Below are 16,141 nucleotides of genomic sequence, written 5' to 3'. Positions count from 1 at the left end.
CGGCGGCAAAGCACAAAAAGTGTTGTTGCGCGATTACCAGATGCATCCATTTAAGCCTTTGGTTCTGCACATCGACTTCCAGCGCGTTTCTGCGACTGAGAAAGTTCACATGCGCGTTCCATTGCACTTCATCAACGCTGACACTTCAGCTGCAGTGAAGTTGCAAGGCGCCGTAATCAGCCACATCTCAACTGAATTGGAAGTATCTTGCTTACCAGCAGACTTGCCAGAGTTCATTGAAGTGGACTTGAACAAGATTGAAGTTGGTCATGGCATCCACGCTAAAGACATCGCATTGCCAAAAGGCGTTACCTTGGTATTGCATGTTGAGCAAGAAAACCCAGTATTAGCCAACGCACGTATCCCAGCAGTGAAATCTGCTGATACGGAAGCTGCTCCTGCAGCTGCTGCGGCTCCTGCTGCTGAAGCCCCAAAGGATAAAGCTTAATTATTTAAGCCTTATCTTTGCGACAGAGGAAGCCCGCTTACAAGCGGGTTTTCTTTTTTGCAGAAATACTTTTATCCTTAAGCACTCATCATGACTAAATTAATTGTTGGCCTCGGTAATCCAGGCGAAGAACACATAGAAGATCGGCACAATGCTGGCTTCTGGTTTGTTGACGCTCTTGCCAGACAATTGAACACACGCTTTGAAACTGAAAAGCGCTTTCATGGGAAGGTGGGTAAGGCTAAATGGGAAGACGAAGATCTCTTCTTACTGAAGCCCAGCACTTACATGAATCTCAGCGGTCAGGCTGTAGGAGCGCTATGCAGGTTCCACAAAATTACACCTAAAGATGTGCTTGTGGTGCAAGATGAGCTCGATCTAAAGCCCGGCACTGCACGTATCAAACTCGGTGGCGGCACCGGTGGGCATAACGGTTTAAAAGATATTCAAGCGCATCTGGGAACGCCTGAGTATTGGCGCCTTCGTCTGGGTATTGGTCATCCACGTGATCTGGCTGCAGAAGGTGCACGGGTGATGGATGTAGCTGACTATGTCCTAAGACGGCCTCTGCAGACAGAACAAAAACAGATTGATGCCAGCATTGAAGATGGTTTGCGCATTCTGCCCTTATTTCTAAAGGGCGATGCTCAGGCAGCGATGCTAGAGCTACATTCAAAAACGAATTAGAGCGCTACTTTGTAGCCAGGGATTTTTTGGCAGCAGTCAAAGCTTGATACTTCGCCATTAACTGCGTCTGATTTTCTGAGAATGCGGGGTTTAGTGGAATACAGTCAACTGGGCAAACTTGCTGACACTGCGGCGCATCGTAATGGCCCACGCATTCAGTGCACTTATTAGGATCAATCTCATAGATCTCTAGACCCATATAGATTGCATCATTCGGACATTCAGGCTCACATACATCGCAATTGATGCATTCGTCCGTAATCATTAAAGCCATCTTATGTGCCCGCCAGCCTTACTCTTTGCCCTTATTGGCTTCAATCTTTTTGACTAACCACTTTTCTACAGATGGGAATACGAACTTACTCACATCTCCACCCATTGAAGCAATTTCACGAACAAATGTTCCAGAAATAAATTGATATTGATCTGAAGGCGTAAGAAATAGCGTTTCGACATCAGGCAATAAATAGCGGTTCATACCAGCCATCTGAAACTCGTATTCAAAATCAGAGACTGCGCGCAAACCACGCACAATGACACGCGCATTATGTTCGCGGGCAAAATCTTTTAATAAACCCGTAAAACCAACAATCTTCACATTGGAATAATGGCCAAGAACTTCTTTAGCAATGGCTATGCGCTCATCCAGAGTAAAGAAGGGACGCTTGCTACGACTATCAGCAACGCCAACAATAAGCTCGCCAAAAATGCTTGAAGCACGGCGTACCAAATCCTCGTGACCACGAGTAAAGGGATCAAATGTTCCAGGGTATACAGCAACAGTCATAACACTCCTAAGGCTTTTTCAGCTACAGCCAAGAGTTTAGTCCCTCTTCAAGCGAAATAGACAAGCTTTTACCTGACCAGCCTCTAGATATTTCCCACAATGCCAATCAGGCAATAGCGCCTCAATCTGCTCTCGGGGACGATTGGCAGGAAATTCAACGTAAATTCCCCCGCCTATGCTGTCATCACAGATGCGAGCTGCCTCTACAAGCGCTTGATTTAATAAGCCATCCTCCTGAAAGGGTGGGTCTATAAAGATCAAATTACTAGAGCGATCAGCCTGTTGCTTTAAAAACTCCAAACTGTCTCTGTGCAAAATCTGTACTTGTCCTGGAGCAGGAGATGACTGGAGCAAAGCAAAATTAGTCAAGAGTTTGGCGTGAGCTTTTTTGTCTTTTTCTAATAGAGTGACTGAATGAGCATGCCGTGAAGCAGCTTCAAAACCCAAAGCGCCAGTGCCGGCAAATAAATCCAAGCAACTTAAACCCACCAAATCCTGCCCGAGCCAATTAAATAAAGTCTCACGAACGCGGTCAGTGCTCGGACGTAGGCCAGGTAAATCCAACACAGTCAGCAAACGACTACGCCAAACGCCGCCAATAATGCGAATTTTTTGAGGCGGCTCGGAACGCTTGCCTAATGAAGCCGACTGTACTGGCTTATTTATTTTTAGCTCCTAAGACCACGATCTTCATGCGATCCATGGCTAAGTGCTTTTGGAAAGCCGCTTTAACTTGCTCCAGGCTCACCGCTTCAACCTGTTTAGTCCAAACCTCCATCGTGTCGAGAGGTAAATTATTCCAAGCAATAGATGACACGTTATCGAGCAACTTACGATTGTTATCAATTCTCAAGGGATAGCCATTTACTAAATTTGCTTTAGCAGCATCGAGCTCAGATTGAGTCGGTCCATTGGCAATAAATTGAGAAATTGTCGAGCTCAAGACATCGAGCGCCAAAGTGGCCTGATCATTCTTGGTTTGCAAGCCTGCTTGAAAAATTCCGGCATCTTTTCCAGGAGCAAAGTAGCTAAACACACTATAGGCAAGACCTCGTTTTTCCCTGACCTCTGACATCAGGCGTGATACAAAGCCACCACCACCCAAGACATAGTTCCCCACTAGCAATGGAAAATAATCAGGATTACTACGGGTAACCGCAGTCATTCCCATGGCAATATGCGCTTGCTGAGAATCAAATGGAATACTAATTTCTCTTTGGCTTAAAGGTTCAACTGGTGAGCGCTCAAATTCTGGCAACTTGGCTATAGCAGGTCCAGACTGAGGCACTCTTTCCAATAAGCCCTGAACGATTTCAGCAGCCTCGACCTTACTCACATCACCCACAATACTGACAATCATTCGATCGCCACGGTAAAACTGTTTATGAAACTGCTGCAGATCAGCTGCCCCAATATTGGTAATACTTTGCACAGTAGGTGAATTAGCTAATGGATAGTCTGCATAAACTGATTTTCTAAAACGGCGATCTAGGACTGGCTCTGGCTTCGTCTCTGCCTCTTGTAAGGCGGTTGTCATTCTTTGCTTCTCACGTGCCAAGATCTTGGCATCATAAGTGGGCGCACTCAACATAGCTGATGCCAATTGAACGGCGCGATCTCGCAGATCTTTACGACTCAAAGTCCGAATCCGCATAATGGCACGCTCACCACTGACAGAGATCCCAAGGTTTGCACCTAAGTCAGCAATTTCATCAGCAATCTGAGCTTCATTCAGCAAACCTTTTTCTGACCTGGCGCCATAATTCATCAAGCGCCCAGCCACTGTAGCTAAGCCACTCTTTGCTGATGGATCATAACGATCGCCTGCATCAATGCTGATCTCAATATCGACCATGGGTAGGGCTTTGGTTTGCACTAGATAGGCTTGCGCACCCTTGAAGGAGCCCAGCTTTTCAATAGGCAATATTGCATGAGCAGATGCAATCATTCCAAACATCAATGCGATTGTGATACTAGCTTGCTTGATGAATTTATTTGACAGCACGATTGTCTCCTTGCTTATTCTCACCGGACTGACGCGCCTGGGGATCCAATACGGCAATAGTCAAACCTTCATCAACGAAATATTTTTTTGCAACAGCCTGGACTTGCGCGGGAGTAATGGTCTGCATCTTTTCCAGCATCACATCAATATCGCGCCATGAGAAGCCCGCCATCTCTGTACTGCCGATTTCCATTGCTTGACCAAAGATTGAATCGCGCTTATAGATTTGATCAGACAGAATTCGTACCTTGATGCGCTTGAGCTCTGATTCCAAAATTCCTTTATCAGCAACTTCTTTTAAGGCTTTCCGAATACTACTCTCGGCCTGCTCTACTGTTTTGCCCTTAGCCATACTGGTGCTAATTAAAAACAGTTCTGGTCCCCTGGAGATCATGTCGTAACCAACGCCTACATCATTCACTACACGCTCTTGCTTCACCAGTGTGCGGTTCAATCGAGCATTGTCATAACCATCAAGCACCGCAGCTAGGAGCTCTAATGCATAGGGCTCATCATCATCCAACTTACCCGCTTGTAGCTTGGGAACTTTCCATGCCATTGCCAACTGCGCGCTATCTGCAGGCGCCTTAACTTGCACACGCTTAATGCCTTTTTGTACAGGCTCAAGCTGTGGTTTACGTTCGGGCAACTCTCTTGCAGAAGCAATTCCGTAATATTTCTCTACTGCCTGCAAAATGACTTTAGGATCCACATCACCTGCAATCACCACTGTTGCGTTATTTGGTTTGTACCAGCTACGATACCAATCACGTGCATCCGCAGCTTTCATATTCATGAGGTCATTCATCCACCCTACTACCGGATGACGATAAGGCGAGCTCATATAAGCAGTAGCCATGAGGGATTCATTCAATAGGCTACTTGGATTGTCTTCAGTACGTAGACGACGCTCTTCCATCACCACCTGAATTTCTTTCAGAAACTCCGCATCATCAAAGTTGAGGTTGGACATCCGATCAGCCTCTAGCTTCATGACCTCGTCTAATTTGGATTTTTCAACTTGCTGAAAATAAGCCGTGTAGTCACGGGAGGTGAATGCATTTTCTCGGCCACCCACTGCCGCAACTAAGCGAGAAAACTCGCCTGACTTAACTTTATCCGTTCCCTTAAACATCATGTGCTCGAGTACATGGGCTACCCCAGTCTTACCATTGACCTCATCCATGGAGCCAGCACGGTACCAAACCATGTGTGCAACCGTTGGCGCTCGATGATCCTCGCGCACAATCAGCTTGAGGCCATTGGCGAGTTGATACTCATGAGTATTAGATGCAGCAGTTTCCGCGGCTACCCATGCAGCCGGGCAACAAAGCATCAAATAGAAAGAAAAACGTAATAAAGTGGAGCGCATCTGTAAGATCACCTATCCCAAGAATTAAATTGATAAGATGCAAGGATTAAATTGTATCGATTATGTTCGGCCTACGTAAAACCCTCGGATCCCTATTTAAATCCAATCAGACTGATGAAGCCTGGTTTGATGCCCTAGAAGAATCTCTCATTCTGAGCGATGTGGGTCTACCCACGACTGAGCAACTGATTAGCAAACTGCGTAAAGCCGCCAAATCAGAAAAAGCTAGTAGCCCAGAGGACTTAAAGCAACTGCTCATTCAAGAGGTGGCAAGCCTTCTTCAACCTTTAGAGCCAAACCCTAATCCTTTGTACGTGCATGATCAAAAAACCACACCAGAAGTGTGGCTAGTGATAGGCGTCAATGGTGCAGGCAAGACCACCACCATCGGCAAGCTTTGCAAACTCTTTCAGTCGCAAGGTAAATCTGTCTTACTAGCAGCGGGCGACACCTTCCGCGCAGCGGCTCGCAATCAGCTCCTCGAATGGGGTGGTCGAAATCAAGTAGACGTCATCATGCAAGAGAGCGGTGATGCTGCAGCAGTCGCGCACGATGCCATTCATGCGGCGATTTCTCGTAAGAGCGACATACTGATTATTGATACCGCGGGAAGACTGGCTACTCAAGACCACCTCATGGAAGAATTGAAGAAGGTCAAAAGAGTCATCGGCAAGGCCCTTCCTGGGGCGCCTCACCAGACTTTGCTCGTTCTGGATGGCAATACCGGTCAAAACGGTTTAAGCCAGGTAAAGGCCTTTCATGCCGCTTTAGGACTCTCTGCCTTAATTGTGACAAAGCTGGATGGTACCGCTAAAGGCGGGGTAATCTGCGCACTTGCTCACACACTCAATGATGGGCCAAAGCCAGCAGTTTTAGCCCTAGGTAAAGGCGAGGGAATTGACGATTTAGCACCCTTCACTGCCGCCCAATATTCTTCTGAATTATTCAATTAAATCAATTACTTATAGAAGTAAAAAACCATTAGCACTCTCTTGACAAGAGTGCTAAAATAGAAGCTTATTAATACCTAAAATACATAAAAAGACAATGGTTCAAAAGAAAGCATACAAACCGCAATTGCAAGCAAGGCAAACACTGCCAGCAGCGCAGACTGCTGCGGCTTCGCTTGCCTTTCCGATGCTGCCTTCCCTTGGGGTCGGCACGCTCGACTCTTATATTTCGTACGTGAATCGCGTACCCATGCTCAGCGCTGCAGAAGAGCTGCACCTCGCACAAGAATTTCGTCGCACCGAAAACGTCGATGCTGCGAAAACCTTAGTTCTCTCGCACCTTCGCTTGGTGGTATCTGTTGCACGTCAATACCTAGGCTATGGCATTCCACACGCCGACTTAATTCAAGAAGGCAATATCGGCTTGATGAAGGCTGTGAAGCGCTATGACCCCAACCAAGGTGCACGCTTAGTCTCTTACGCAATCCATTGGATTAAGGCGGAGATTCATGAGTACATTCTCAAGAATTGGCGTTTGGTAAAAGTAGCAACCACTAAAGCCCAACGCAAACTGTTCTTTAATTTACGCAGCAACAAACCCACTCTGGCTGCACTGACTCCAAATGAAGTTGAGGCACTGGCCAAAGCTCTGGATGTCAAAGGTTCTGAAGTTAAAGAAATGGAAATGCGTCTGGCTGGTGGTGATATTGCCTTAGAAGGTGACGACACCGATGATGAGTCAGCTTATGCACCGATTCAGTGGCTAGCTGATAACAGTCAAGAGCCTACTGAGATGATGGCTGCTGCTGCAACAGATGCTTTACATGGCCCACAACTGGATCAAGCGCTCATGGCCTTAGATGAGCGTAGTCGCAACATTGTGCAATCCCGCTGGTTGGCAATGGATGCTGATGGCAATGGCACAAAGACATTGCATGATCTCGCCAGTGAATACGGCATCTCTGCAGAGCGTGTTCGTCAGATTGAGACTGCTGCTCTTAAAAAGATGCGCAACCTCTTGCAAGCTGAGGCTGCTTAAGCAACCCTCCCTCTCTAACTTTTACTTCAGCAGTTCTTTCAAGTCTTGCGCCAAGGTCTCAGCACCTTGCGCATGCTTGATGTACAGGCGTAAACGTCCTTCTGGATCAAAAGCGTAGCTGCCTGCTGTGTGATCCATTGTGTATGAACCAGGGCTCGTGCCAGGCACCTTCTTGTAATAAATCTTAAAGTCCTTGGTCACTTTTTCTAAAGCTGCCTCATCCGCTGGACGCAAGCCCAAGAAGCGCGAATCAAATGCAGGAACATACTGCTTCAAAATATTTGCACTATCTCGCTCGGGATCCACAGTGACAAACAGTACTTGAACCTTATCTGCCTGAGGGCCCAAGATAGTCATGACCTGCTGCATTTCTGTGAGCGTTGTAGGGCAAATATCAGGACACTGCGTATAACCAAAGAACATCACAACCGCCTTGCCCTTGAAGTCAGCCAGCGTTCTAACTTTGCCATCAGGGTCAATCAAACTAAAGTCAGTGCCAAAAGCCTTACTACCAGTGATATCGACATTCTTAAAGCTTTGCTGAGGGCTACAAGCCAATAGCGCTAAGCCTATGAATGACAACATCAAGATGCGCGCAACACAGGTAGAAAGTTTTGATAAATTCATATTCAACTTAAATGAAATAGTGGTCGATTAATAGCGCTGCAAACAGTAGAGACAGATAGGTAATTGAAAAACGGAAAGTCTTTTTCGCAAGCTCATCACTATAAGAAATAAATAGGGCAATGACATAAGCTAGGAACATCAGACCCAGAATGATTGCAGAGATTAAATACACCAGCCCACTCATGCCGTAGATGTAAGGCAGTAAAGTAGCGGCAATCAAGATTAAGGTGTAGAGCAGGATATTGAGTAGCGTAAAACGTTCACCATGGGTCACCGGCAACATCGGCAAGCCACTTTGTACATAGTCATCACGACGATATAAAGCAAGCGCCCAGAAGTGTGGCGGCGTCCAAACAAAAATAATCAGCACCAAGAGCCAAGCCTCAGCAGACAAGCCATTGGTGACTGCAGCCCAACCTAAAGCAGGTGGCATGGCGCCAGAGAGCCCACCAATCACAATGTTCTGTGGTGTGGCAGGCTTCAGTAACCAAGTGTAAATCACAGCATAGCCAACAAAGGTTGCCACGGTGAGCCACATCGTTAATGGATTGCAGAAGTTCCACAAAATGACCATCCCCAAGCTTCCGAGAACAATCGAGAAAATAATAATGTGAAAAGGCGTTACTTCACCAGTCGCAGATGGCCTCCAAGAGGTGCGTTTCATTTTGGCATCGACCGCCTGCTCAATTAAGCAGTTCATCGCAAACGCAGCGCCTGCTAATAACCAAATTCCCGCAATCCCGCCAATCAGCACTGAATAAGGGACCATGCCAGGGGTGGCCAAGAACATCCCAATCACTGCACAAAACACTGCCAGCTGAGTGACGCGGGGCTTGGTAAGCACCCAATATTGACGCCAACGCGGCATTGCTTCAGGAGTGGAGGTTGTGGGGCTACTCATAATGATTTAACCATCTTAATCTGAATCGGGGCGTTCCAAGAAGACCATTGGGCTAGACGAACTAAGCAAAACACCAGCGAAGCGGAACCAGCTGTATGCATTAAGGCGGCAAGGAGTGGCCATTGAAAGACCACATTGGAAATACCTGTCAGGGCTTGAAGAATTAATAAGCCAAGTAATAATTTGGCAAGCTTGCCCATTCCTAACAACTCAGAACCACTCAACCGGAGAGCGCTGATTCCCAATAGGCTCAGAGCTGCAATAGCAACTACAGCAAATACCCGATGTGCCCAGTGAATCGTTTGTAAAGCGACGGGGGAAATAGATTCACCTTGAGCATTCAAACCTAGGGCACGCCACAGAGTAAAACCTTCTTGCCAATCTGTTTCGGGCCAAAGAGTACCCATGCAAGTTGGAAAATCAGGACAGGCTAATACGGCGTAATTCGTACTCACCCATGCACCCAAAAAGATTTGAGCAAGCAAAGCGACTGAGGCGAGCAATAGTAACTTTGCAGAAAGTGGCTTGGTCTGAAAACGAAGAGCTGAGGAAGTCTTCTCTTCCCAGTCTTGCTGCGCATAAGTCGTTAAACACGCTAGCAAAACCAAGGCCAGCATTAAGTGAATAGTGACAATGATGGGTTGCAGCTTAAGCGTCACAGTCCAAGCTCCAAACGCGCCTTGAATGCACACTAAAAGCAGTAAACCAAGACTACCCAACACAGGTTTTTTACCCAAGCTACGCAATTTGCTGCAGGCTACTACCAACTGAATCAAAATCAAGGCTCCGACTGTCATTGCTAAATAGCGATGAATCATCTCTATCCAAGCCTTAATGACAGTCACAGGGCCTGTAGGCATGCTGGCTTGGGCCATTTGAATCTCGCCGATTGCATGCCATGGATTTGATGTGCCGTAGCAACCAGGCCAATCTGGACAACCCAGGCCAGAGTCTGTAAGACGGGTAAAGGCGCCAAACACAATCAAGTCGAAAGTCATGAAGACTAAAACCCAATTGAGCTTTTGGAAAAAGTTGTAGCTCGGCCTAGTCCAGAGATACGCCAAAGGTAGGCCTGCAAAGACAATTGCAATTGCAGCTAACTCGGCGAGTAATAACAAACTACTCATTGCAATTGTTCGCCCTTACGATTGAGGCGCAATAGTTTCTCAAGATCCTTTTTGATACTGCCAAATTCTTTTGGAGAATTCGTTACTGGGAAGACCATCATCTTGGCCGGACTTGGATCGATCAACTGAACCTTCTGGCCCGCGCCGTCACGATTAAGCCAAGTATCAAATTCAGCTTTCAGCTGAGGGTCTGTAGGCAAACTGAGAATCTGAAATCCTGCCATCTTTTGATCATAGGCTAACAATACCTCTGGATCTACTGGCTTTCCATCTGTATTGACCCAAACCAATTGAACGCGACTACTTTCACGACCAACCGCAATACGCAACTGGCGCATCAAAAATAAAGCCTCAAGACAGGATTCATTTTTAACGGTGCATTCACCAGCTGGCCTTGCCACTAGCAAAGTCCACTTGCCATTAAAGGGAATATCAAACCAAACAGGGTTTACATCTTGGACTGGCTGAACCAAGGTTCCAAAATTGGTTTTTCCACCCTCTGGCTTAAAGACGTAATACGCCAAATAAGAGGCGATGACTGGTGCTGCACAAGCAAGCAATAAGAGCAGCATTTGAATGCGCCCTCGCCGAGTTTGCCCATTAATCACAGACGCATCTGTTTGTGATGCTGGAATCAATAATTCTTTATCACTCACACTCTATCTCCATTCACAGCAAGCTCTCGCTGATATTTGATGAGCCCATTGATGAGCCAAAACAAGAATCCGGCTAGAGCCAATACAAACCACTGAAAGGCATAAGCATAATGGCGATCGACTCCATTTGTTGGGGAGGGCCAATTTCTGACTAAACCATCCTTCTTGTCTGACTCGGACTCGCGGATAATAAATGGCAATTGCTTCCATGCATGACTTTGGGCTTCCAATCCCAAGTCAAAGTTTTGCTCAATTCGGGGCCTCACTTTCGTGTCAGCCTTTTGTCCCAACTCATATACTCTTCCAGGATGGGGGAAAGCAATTCCCTCGATAGTCACCACTTCATCGGTAGTTTGGACTGGAGGTAGCTCAATGCGATTTTCATTATTGCGAGGCGCCCAGCCTCGATTAACCCACAGGACAGCCTCTTGGCCATCTAATTTCATGGGCATCATCACATAAAAGCCTGATTGCCCGGAAGCACCAGCGCCACCCTCAGGAATCGGACGAGGGCGGTTATCCAGCCATATAACTTCATCTTGCATAAAGCTCCCTCGGACAAGAATCCGACGCTCTGCAGCCCGCTCTAAGGTCAAATTATCCGTGTTGGCATTCAGAATAGGCATTTGAAGCTTGGCAGATAGAGACTCGCCTAAGCGAATCTTTTGCTCTGCTCGATTCAGTTGCCAGATGCCAGCCCCACAGCCTACTAAAATCACCAGAAGGGCTGATAAAGTAGCAACTATACGACTAGTAATTAAGCTAGAAAACATATTCACAGAGGTATCTTGAGATGAAATGGATTATTCCAGTTGCACTGCTAATGATTGTAGGAAGCCTAGGCTCTGCTCTCTACTTCATGATGAAAGACAAAGGCGGGAGCTCAAGAATGGTTCAGTCTCTCATGCTGCGTATTGGACTTTCAATAGTTCTATTTCTTGGCATTCTGATTGCCCACTACTTTGGCTATATCGAGGCTGGCGGCGTTCGGGTAGGTACAAACTAAGCAGACTCTTTTGCCAGCGAGCATCCAATAAAAATCGGGGCATTAAGCCCCGATTTTTATTTCCTTACATCCAGTAAACAGCGATGTAGAGACCAAGCCAGACAACGTCAACGAAGTGCCAGTACCAAGCGGCGCCCTCAAATGCGAAATGATTTTCAGAAGTAAAGTCACCTCGAATCATGCGACGCAACACAATCGCCAACATTAAACCACCAAGAAATACGTGGAAGCCGTGGAAACCAGTCAACATAAAGAATGTGGAGCCATAAACGCCTGAAGTCAACTTCAAGTTCAGTGCATGGTATGCATGGTAGTATTCGTAGCCCTGGAAACACAAGAAAACAAAGCCTAGACCAACAGTGGCAGCCAATCCCATGATCGCCTGCTTCATGTGATTTTCACGGAGCGCATGGTGAGCATAAGTCACAGTTACACCTGAGCTCAATAGCAACAAGGTATTGATAGTTGGGATTGGCCATGGGCCCATGGTCGTGAATTTCTCCACCAAACCTGCAGGGCCATCATTAGGCCAGACTGCTGTGAAGTCAGGCCAGAGCAACTTGCTCTCCACATCACCCATCCAAGGCATTGCGATATTGCGTGCATAGAACAAAGCAGCAAAAAATGCGCCGAAGAACATGATCTCTGAAAAGATGAACCAAGCCATCGACCAGCGATAGGAGATATCCACGTTCACACCGTTTTTACCTGCATTTGACTCAGCAATCGTGTCCCCAAACCATTTGTAGAGAACAAACAAAACCCAGAGTACGCCTACTGCAGTTACTGGGCCGCCCCAAGCTGCGTGGTTTACCCAGCCAGACATTCCAGCACCAAAGGCAAGCAGACCTAGAGCCGCTGCAGCTGGATGACCAGATAGTCCAGGAACGAAATAGTAAGGGGTTGAATTGGATGACATCTTATTCTCTCTATTCAATCAAAAAATAATCAATGGGACACAACTGCTTTAACTATCAAAAGGAGTATGCCCATAAAAATCAAGGCACCTAAAACTCCCGCAATAACAATGTGGACAAAACTTAATGAAGCTACATCTTCCTGCAATCCTGATTTCTTACGCACACCCAAAAAAGCCCACAATACAGCGATCATGGATTGCATAAAAGTACTTTTCTTGCTCATGACGCCGTTTTCGATTTAGGTGTTGTTGAGCCTGCTGGCTGCTGACCAACCCCCAATTCAAAGAAGGTATACGACAAGGTAATAGTTTTCACGTCAGCGGGCAGCCCAGAATCAATCACAAACACGACCGGCATCTTCTTCATTTCATGAGCTGCTAGGGTTTGCTGCTGAAAACAAAAACACTCTAATTTAGTGAAGAACTCCATGGCGCTTTTAGGCGCATAACTCGGAATAGCTTGAGCCTCTACAGGGCGGTTCAAATTGTTTGTTACCTCGTAAACAATCTCGGTCATTTCTCCTGGGTGCACGTCTAAGAAGTTTTTTACCGGACGAAAAGTAAAAGGTCCACGACTATTGGAATCAAACTCGATAGTCACCTTGCGGGAATAGTCCACCTGAGTATTGCCAACCCTATTGGCGCTATAAGCGCGAATGCCATAGTCATTCTTGCTGGTGACCACATTAATGCCGGTCACTTCGCACAAGGCTTTATACATCGGTACTAATGCATAACCAAAACCGAACATCATCACTGAAGCGATCAATAGCTTCAGCAAGATTTGGCGGTTAATAGAAGCAATAGCAGTCATAAAAGATGGATGGGTTTAACCCAACATGCTCCGCTTAAGGAGAATGCCGATGAAAAACACGGCGGCAACACTGAAAAGGATAAAACCCAATCTGCGATTACTAGCAGATTGGGATTTTTGAAAGGCCGTTAATTTAGATTCCTGCGGCATGTAACTCTTTAGCGTCAGGAGGTGTCTCAAATGTATGGTGTGGGGCAGGCGATGGAATCGTCCACTCCAAACCTTTGGCTCCATCCCATGGCTTCATAGATGCTTTTTCGCCCTTGCCGTTATAAGCTGGCAATACAACGAATAGTAAGAAATAAACCTGAGATAAACCAAAACCGAGTGCGCCAATAGAAGCAATCATATTGAAATCAGCAAACTGAGTTGGGTAATCAGCGTATCGACGCGGCATACCTGCTAAGCCCAAGAAGTGCATTGGGAAGAAGGTGATGTTAAAGAAAATCATGGAAGTCCAGAAATGGATCTTGCCGCGAGTTTCATTGGCCATGTAGCCAGTCCACTTTGGACACCAGTAATAGAAACCAGCAAACATCGCGAACAATGAGCCTGCTACTAATACATAGTGGAAGTGAGCAACAACGTAGTAAGTATCTTGTACGCCAATATCAATTGGTGCCATTGCCAAGATCAAGCCTGTGAAACCACCCATCGTGAATACGAAAATAAAGCCGACTGCCCACAACATTGGAGTCTCGAACGTCATCGAACCTTTCCACATTGTTGCAACCCAGTTGAAAATCTTAACGCCAGTTGGAACAGCAATCAACATCGTCGCGTACATGAAGAATAACTGTCCGGTAACAGGCATGCCGGTTGCAAACATGTGGTGAGCCCACACGATGAATGACAAGATTGCGATGGATGCCGTTGCATAAACCATGGAACTATAGCCAAACAATGTTTTTCTAGAGAACGCAGGAATAATTTCGCTCACGATTCCAAATGCAGGAAGAATCATGATGTACACCTCTGGGTGGCCAAAGAACCAGAAAATATGCTGGAACATGATTGGGTCACCACCGCCAACTGCAGAGAAGAAAGAAGTACCAAAATGACGGTCTGTGAGAACCATGGTGATTGCACCAGCCAACACAGGCATTACAGCGATCAATAAATAAGCAGTAATCAACCAAGTCCAGCAGAACATTGGCATTTTCATCAATGTCAGGCCAGGGGCGCGCATGTTCAGGACGGTCACGATGATGTTAATCGAGCCCATGATGGAGGAAGCACCCAATAAGTGGAGCGCAAAAATACCCATGTCTAAACCTGGGCCCATCTGTGAAGTCAAAGGCGCATACAAAGTCCAGCCACCAGCAGGTGCGCCACCAGGAGCCAAAAATGAACCAAACAATAAACATGCTGCTACTGGAAGAATCCAGAAGCTAAAGTTGTTCATGCGGGCAAAGGCCATATCTGATGCACCGATTTGCAATGGGATCATCCAGTTTGCAAAGCCAACAAATGCTGGCATGATCGCACCAAACACCATTACCAAACCGTGCATGGTCGTTAATTGGTTGAAAAACTCAGGGCGCAAGAATTGCAGACCTGGTTGGAACAATTCCAAACGAATACCCAAAGCCATCACACCACCAGCCATCAAGCTGATGAAAGAAAAGATCAGGTACATCGTTCCAATGTCTTTGTGATTGGTTGCAAACAACCAACGACGCCAGCCATGTGGGGTGTGATCATCATGCGCATGGTTGTGTGCGTGATCGTGGGTGGTAGAGACAGTGCTCATGGATTACTCCGGTTTAGTTTGATCTGTATTAATAAATGAATTACTTGCCAGCGCGTGCAGAGACAATGTCTTGGGTCTGAACAATCTCGCCCGTTTTATTGCCCCAAGCATTGCGGGTGTACGTCATCACGGCAGCAATATCGCCATCAGAAATCACGCCAGCCCACTTCGGCATCGCACCCTTACCATTGATAAGAATGTTGTACTGAGCTGCTTTTGGTCCAAGCACCACTTTGCTGCCTTCAAGCGCAGGGAACGTGCCCGCACCTTTGCCATTTGGCTGATGGCATGCTGCGCAATTGGCTGCATAGACCTTAGCGCCGCGCTCTTTTTGCTCGTCCAAGGTGTAAACCTTAGTTGGATCGTCAGAAGCCGCACCCATTTCTTTTTTCTTCTCTTGCACCCACTTGGTGTAGTCCTCTTGTGAGACTACATTGACCACGATAGGCATAAAGGCATGCTCAGCACCGCACAGCTCTGAACACTGACCGCGGAACTTGCCAATGGTGTCAGCGCGGAACCAAGTGTCACGTACAAAACCAGGAATCGCATCTTGCTTCACACCAAATGCCGGAATAGTCCATGAGTGAATCACGTCATTCGCAGTGGTAATCATGCGAATCTTTTTGCCAACCGGCACCACCATCTCATTGTCCACTTCCATCAAATAGGTATTTGATTTAGGTGCCAAGTTATTGATAGCTTCACGTGAAGTGGACATGGTGGACAAGAAGCTAATGCCTTCGCCTTCACCTTTAATATAGTCGTAACCCCATTTCCACTGATAACCGGTGGTCTTAATAGTGATGTCAGAATTAGTAGTGTCTTTCATAGCCACAACAGTTTTAGTTGCAGGCAAAGCCATACCGATCACGATGAGCAAAGGAATTACTGTCCAAATGATCTCAACAGTGGTGCTTTCGTGGAAAGAGGCAGATTTAGCACCTAAAGATTTGCGGTGCCTGAGGATGGAATAGAACATCACCCCAAAAACGCCGATAAAAATGAGCGCGCAAATAATCAACATCATCCAATGCAACCAATGAATCT

Annotated in this window: 21 protein-coding genes; 5 read left to right on the top strand and 16 right to left on the bottom strand. The window is 46.5% G+C overall.

Annotated elements, in window-relative coordinates:
* Positions 1 to 448 (top strand): 50S ribosomal protein L25/general stress protein Ctc (locus B7X71_RS04915; protein WP_293596802.1); only part of this gene is annotated, 448 nt, incomplete at its 5' end.
* A 90-nt stretch (positions 449 to 538) separates the two neighbouring features.
* The gene (gene pth / locus B7X71_RS04910) at positions 539 to 1,135 is read left to right on the top strand and encodes an aminoacyl-tRNA hydrolase (protein WP_293596801.1); all 597 of its coding nucleotides are present in this window, start codon (positions 539 to 541) and stop codon (positions 1,133 to 1,135) included.
* A gap of 4 nt (positions 1,136 to 1,139) precedes the next feature.
* Here the strand turns inward: pth and B7X71_RS04905 are convergent, their stop codons facing one another.
* Genes B7X71_RS04905 through B7X71_RS04885 form a run of 5 tightly spaced genes read right to left on the bottom strand, consistent with a single transcriptional unit; the run spans position 1,140 to position 5,299 of the window.
* Positions 1,140 to 1,409: a YfhL family 4Fe-4S dicluster ferredoxin gene (locus B7X71_RS04905; RefSeq protein WP_293596800.1), complete on the bottom strand. Its 270-nt coding sequence runs from the start codon at positions 1,407 to 1,409 to the stop codon at positions 1,140 to 1,142.
* A gap of 18 nt (positions 1,410 to 1,427) precedes the next feature.
* Positions 1,428 to 1,922: a pantetheine-phosphate adenylyltransferase gene (coaD, locus tag B7X71_RS04900; RefSeq protein WP_293596799.1), complete on the bottom strand. Its 495-nt coding sequence runs from the start codon at positions 1,920 to 1,922 to the stop codon at positions 1,428 to 1,430.
* A 36-nt stretch (positions 1,923 to 1,958) separates the two neighbouring features.
* Positions 1,959 to 2,525 (bottom strand): 16S rRNA (guanine(966)-N(2))-methyltransferase RsmD, encoded by a 567-nt coding sequence (gene rsmD / locus B7X71_RS04895; RefSeq protein ID WP_293596810.1) that lies wholly within the window; start codon positions 2,523 to 2,525, stop codon positions 1,959 to 1,961.
* Between the two features lie 55 nt (positions 2,526 to 2,580).
* A complete protein-coding gene (locus B7X71_RS04890; RefSeq protein WP_293596798.1) occupies positions 2,581 to 3,927 on the bottom strand; it encodes a pitrilysin family protein in 1,347 nt (448 codons plus the stop codon).
* Entirely contained in the window at positions 3,914 to 5,299 is a 1,386-nt protein-coding gene (locus tag B7X71_RS04885; protein WP_293596797.1) for a pitrilysin family protein, read from the bottom strand. Before B7X71_RS04885 ends, B7X71_RS04890 begins: the two co-directional genes overlap by 14 nt.
* A 62-nt stretch (positions 5,300 to 5,361) precedes the next feature.
* On the opposite strand from B7X71_RS04885, the gene ftsY reads away from it, so the two are divergent.
* Together ftsY and rpoH are read left to right on the top strand one after the other, a co-directional pair.
* A complete protein-coding gene (gene ftsY / locus B7X71_RS04880; RefSeq protein WP_293596796.1) occupies positions 5,362 to 6,252 on the top strand; it encodes a signal recognition particle-docking protein FtsY in 891 nt (296 codons plus the stop codon).
* A 94-nt stretch (positions 6,253 to 6,346) separates the two neighbouring features.
* On the top strand, positions 6,347 to 7,288 hold the full coding sequence (gene rpoH / locus B7X71_RS04875) for an RNA polymerase sigma factor RpoH (RefSeq protein WP_293596795.1): 942 nt from the start codon (positions 6,347 to 6,349) through the stop codon (positions 7,286 to 7,288).
* Between the two features lie 21 nt (positions 7,289 to 7,309).
* Here rpoH and B7X71_RS04870 read toward each other — a convergent pair whose 3' ends face one another.
* The 5 genes from B7X71_RS04870 to B7X71_RS04850 are packed head-to-tail and all read right to left on the bottom strand — an operon-like array spanning position 7,310 to position 11,372.
* Positions 7,310 to 7,873 carry an SCO family protein gene (locus tag B7X71_RS04870; protein ID WP_293596809.1) on the bottom strand — a complete coding sequence of 188 codons (564 nt, stop codon included), beginning with the start codon at positions 7,871 to 7,873 and terminating at the stop codon, positions 7,310 to 7,312.
* A 49-nt stretch (positions 7,874 to 7,922) separates the two neighbouring features.
* Positions 7,923 to 8,816 carry a heme o synthase gene (cyoE, locus tag B7X71_RS04865; RefSeq protein WP_293596794.1) on the bottom strand — a complete coding sequence of 298 codons (894 nt, stop codon included), beginning with the start codon at positions 8,814 to 8,816 and terminating at the stop codon, positions 7,923 to 7,925.
* Positions 8,813 to 9,943, bottom strand: coding sequence for a COX15/CtaA family protein (locus B7X71_RS04860; RefSeq protein ID WP_293596793.1), 1,131 nt, complete (start codon positions 9,941 to 9,943; stop codon positions 8,813 to 8,815). The genes cyoE and B7X71_RS04860 overlap by 4 nt, the downstream gene beginning before the upstream one ends.
* The gene (locus tag B7X71_RS04855) at positions 9,940 to 10,599 is read right to left on the bottom strand and encodes a hypothetical protein (RefSeq protein ID WP_293596792.1); all 660 of its coding nucleotides are present in this window, start codon (positions 10,597 to 10,599) and stop codon (positions 9,940 to 9,942) included. The genes B7X71_RS04860 and B7X71_RS04855 overlap by 4 nt, the downstream gene beginning before the upstream one ends.
* Positions 10,596 to 11,372 carry an SURF1 family protein gene (locus B7X71_RS04850; protein ID WP_293596808.1) on the bottom strand — a complete coding sequence of 259 codons (777 nt, stop codon included), beginning with the start codon at positions 11,370 to 11,372 and terminating at the stop codon, positions 10,596 to 10,598. The genes B7X71_RS04855 and B7X71_RS04850 overlap by 4 nt, the downstream gene beginning before the upstream one ends.
* A 20-nt stretch (positions 11,373 to 11,392) precedes the next feature.
* Here B7X71_RS04850 and B7X71_RS04845 point away from each other — a divergent pair, with 20 nt between their 5' ends.
* Positions 11,393 to 11,605 (top strand): twin transmembrane helix small protein, encoded by a 213-nt coding sequence (locus B7X71_RS04845; protein ID WP_015422086.1) that lies wholly within the window; start codon positions 11,393 to 11,395, stop codon positions 11,603 to 11,605.
* 64 nt (positions 11,606 to 11,669) lie between these two features.
* On the opposite strand, the gene B7X71_RS04840 is transcribed toward B7X71_RS04845, so the two are convergent.
* From B7X71_RS04840 to coxB, 6 genes are all read right to left on the bottom strand, one after another.
* The gene (locus tag B7X71_RS04840; RefSeq protein ID WP_293596791.1) at positions 11,670 to 12,524 is read right to left on the bottom strand and encodes a cytochrome c oxidase subunit 3; all 855 of its coding nucleotides are present in this window, start codon (positions 12,522 to 12,524) and stop codon (positions 11,670 to 11,672) included.
* 29 nt (positions 12,525 to 12,553) lie between these two features.
* Complete coding sequence (locus tag B7X71_RS04835; RefSeq protein ID WP_216229745.1) at positions 12,554 to 12,748, bottom strand: DUF2970 domain-containing protein; 195 nt, start codon at positions 12,746 to 12,748, stop codon at positions 12,554 to 12,556.
* The gene (locus tag B7X71_RS04830) at positions 12,745 to 13,338 is read right to left on the bottom strand and encodes a cytochrome c oxidase assembly protein (RefSeq protein WP_293596790.1); all 594 of its coding nucleotides are present in this window, start codon (positions 13,336 to 13,338) and stop codon (positions 12,745 to 12,747) included. The genes B7X71_RS04835 and B7X71_RS04830 overlap by 4 nt, the downstream gene beginning before the upstream one ends.
* A 15-nt stretch (positions 13,339 to 13,353) precedes the next feature.
* On the bottom strand, positions 13,354 to 13,488 hold the full coding sequence (locus B7X71_RS04825; RefSeq protein ID WP_293596789.1) for a cytochrome oxidase small assembly protein: 135 nt from the start codon (positions 13,486 to 13,488) through the stop codon (positions 13,354 to 13,356).
* Positions 13,472 to 15,091, bottom strand: coding sequence for a cytochrome c oxidase subunit I (gene ctaD / locus B7X71_RS04820; protein ID WP_293596788.1), 1,620 nt, complete (start codon positions 15,089 to 15,091; stop codon positions 13,472 to 13,474). Before ctaD ends, B7X71_RS04825 begins: the two co-directional genes overlap by 17 nt.
* Before the next feature lie 40 nt (positions 15,092 to 15,131).
* The coding region (coxB, locus tag B7X71_RS04815; RefSeq protein ID WP_293600271.1) for a cytochrome c oxidase subunit II at positions 15,132 to 16,141 on the bottom strand (1,010 nt) is incomplete at its 5' end.

Source organism: Polynucleobacter sp. 39-46-10 (genome assembly GCF_002282275.1).
Note: the sequence above shows the minus strand (reverse complement) of the source record. Positions and strands in the feature narration are given on the sequence as shown.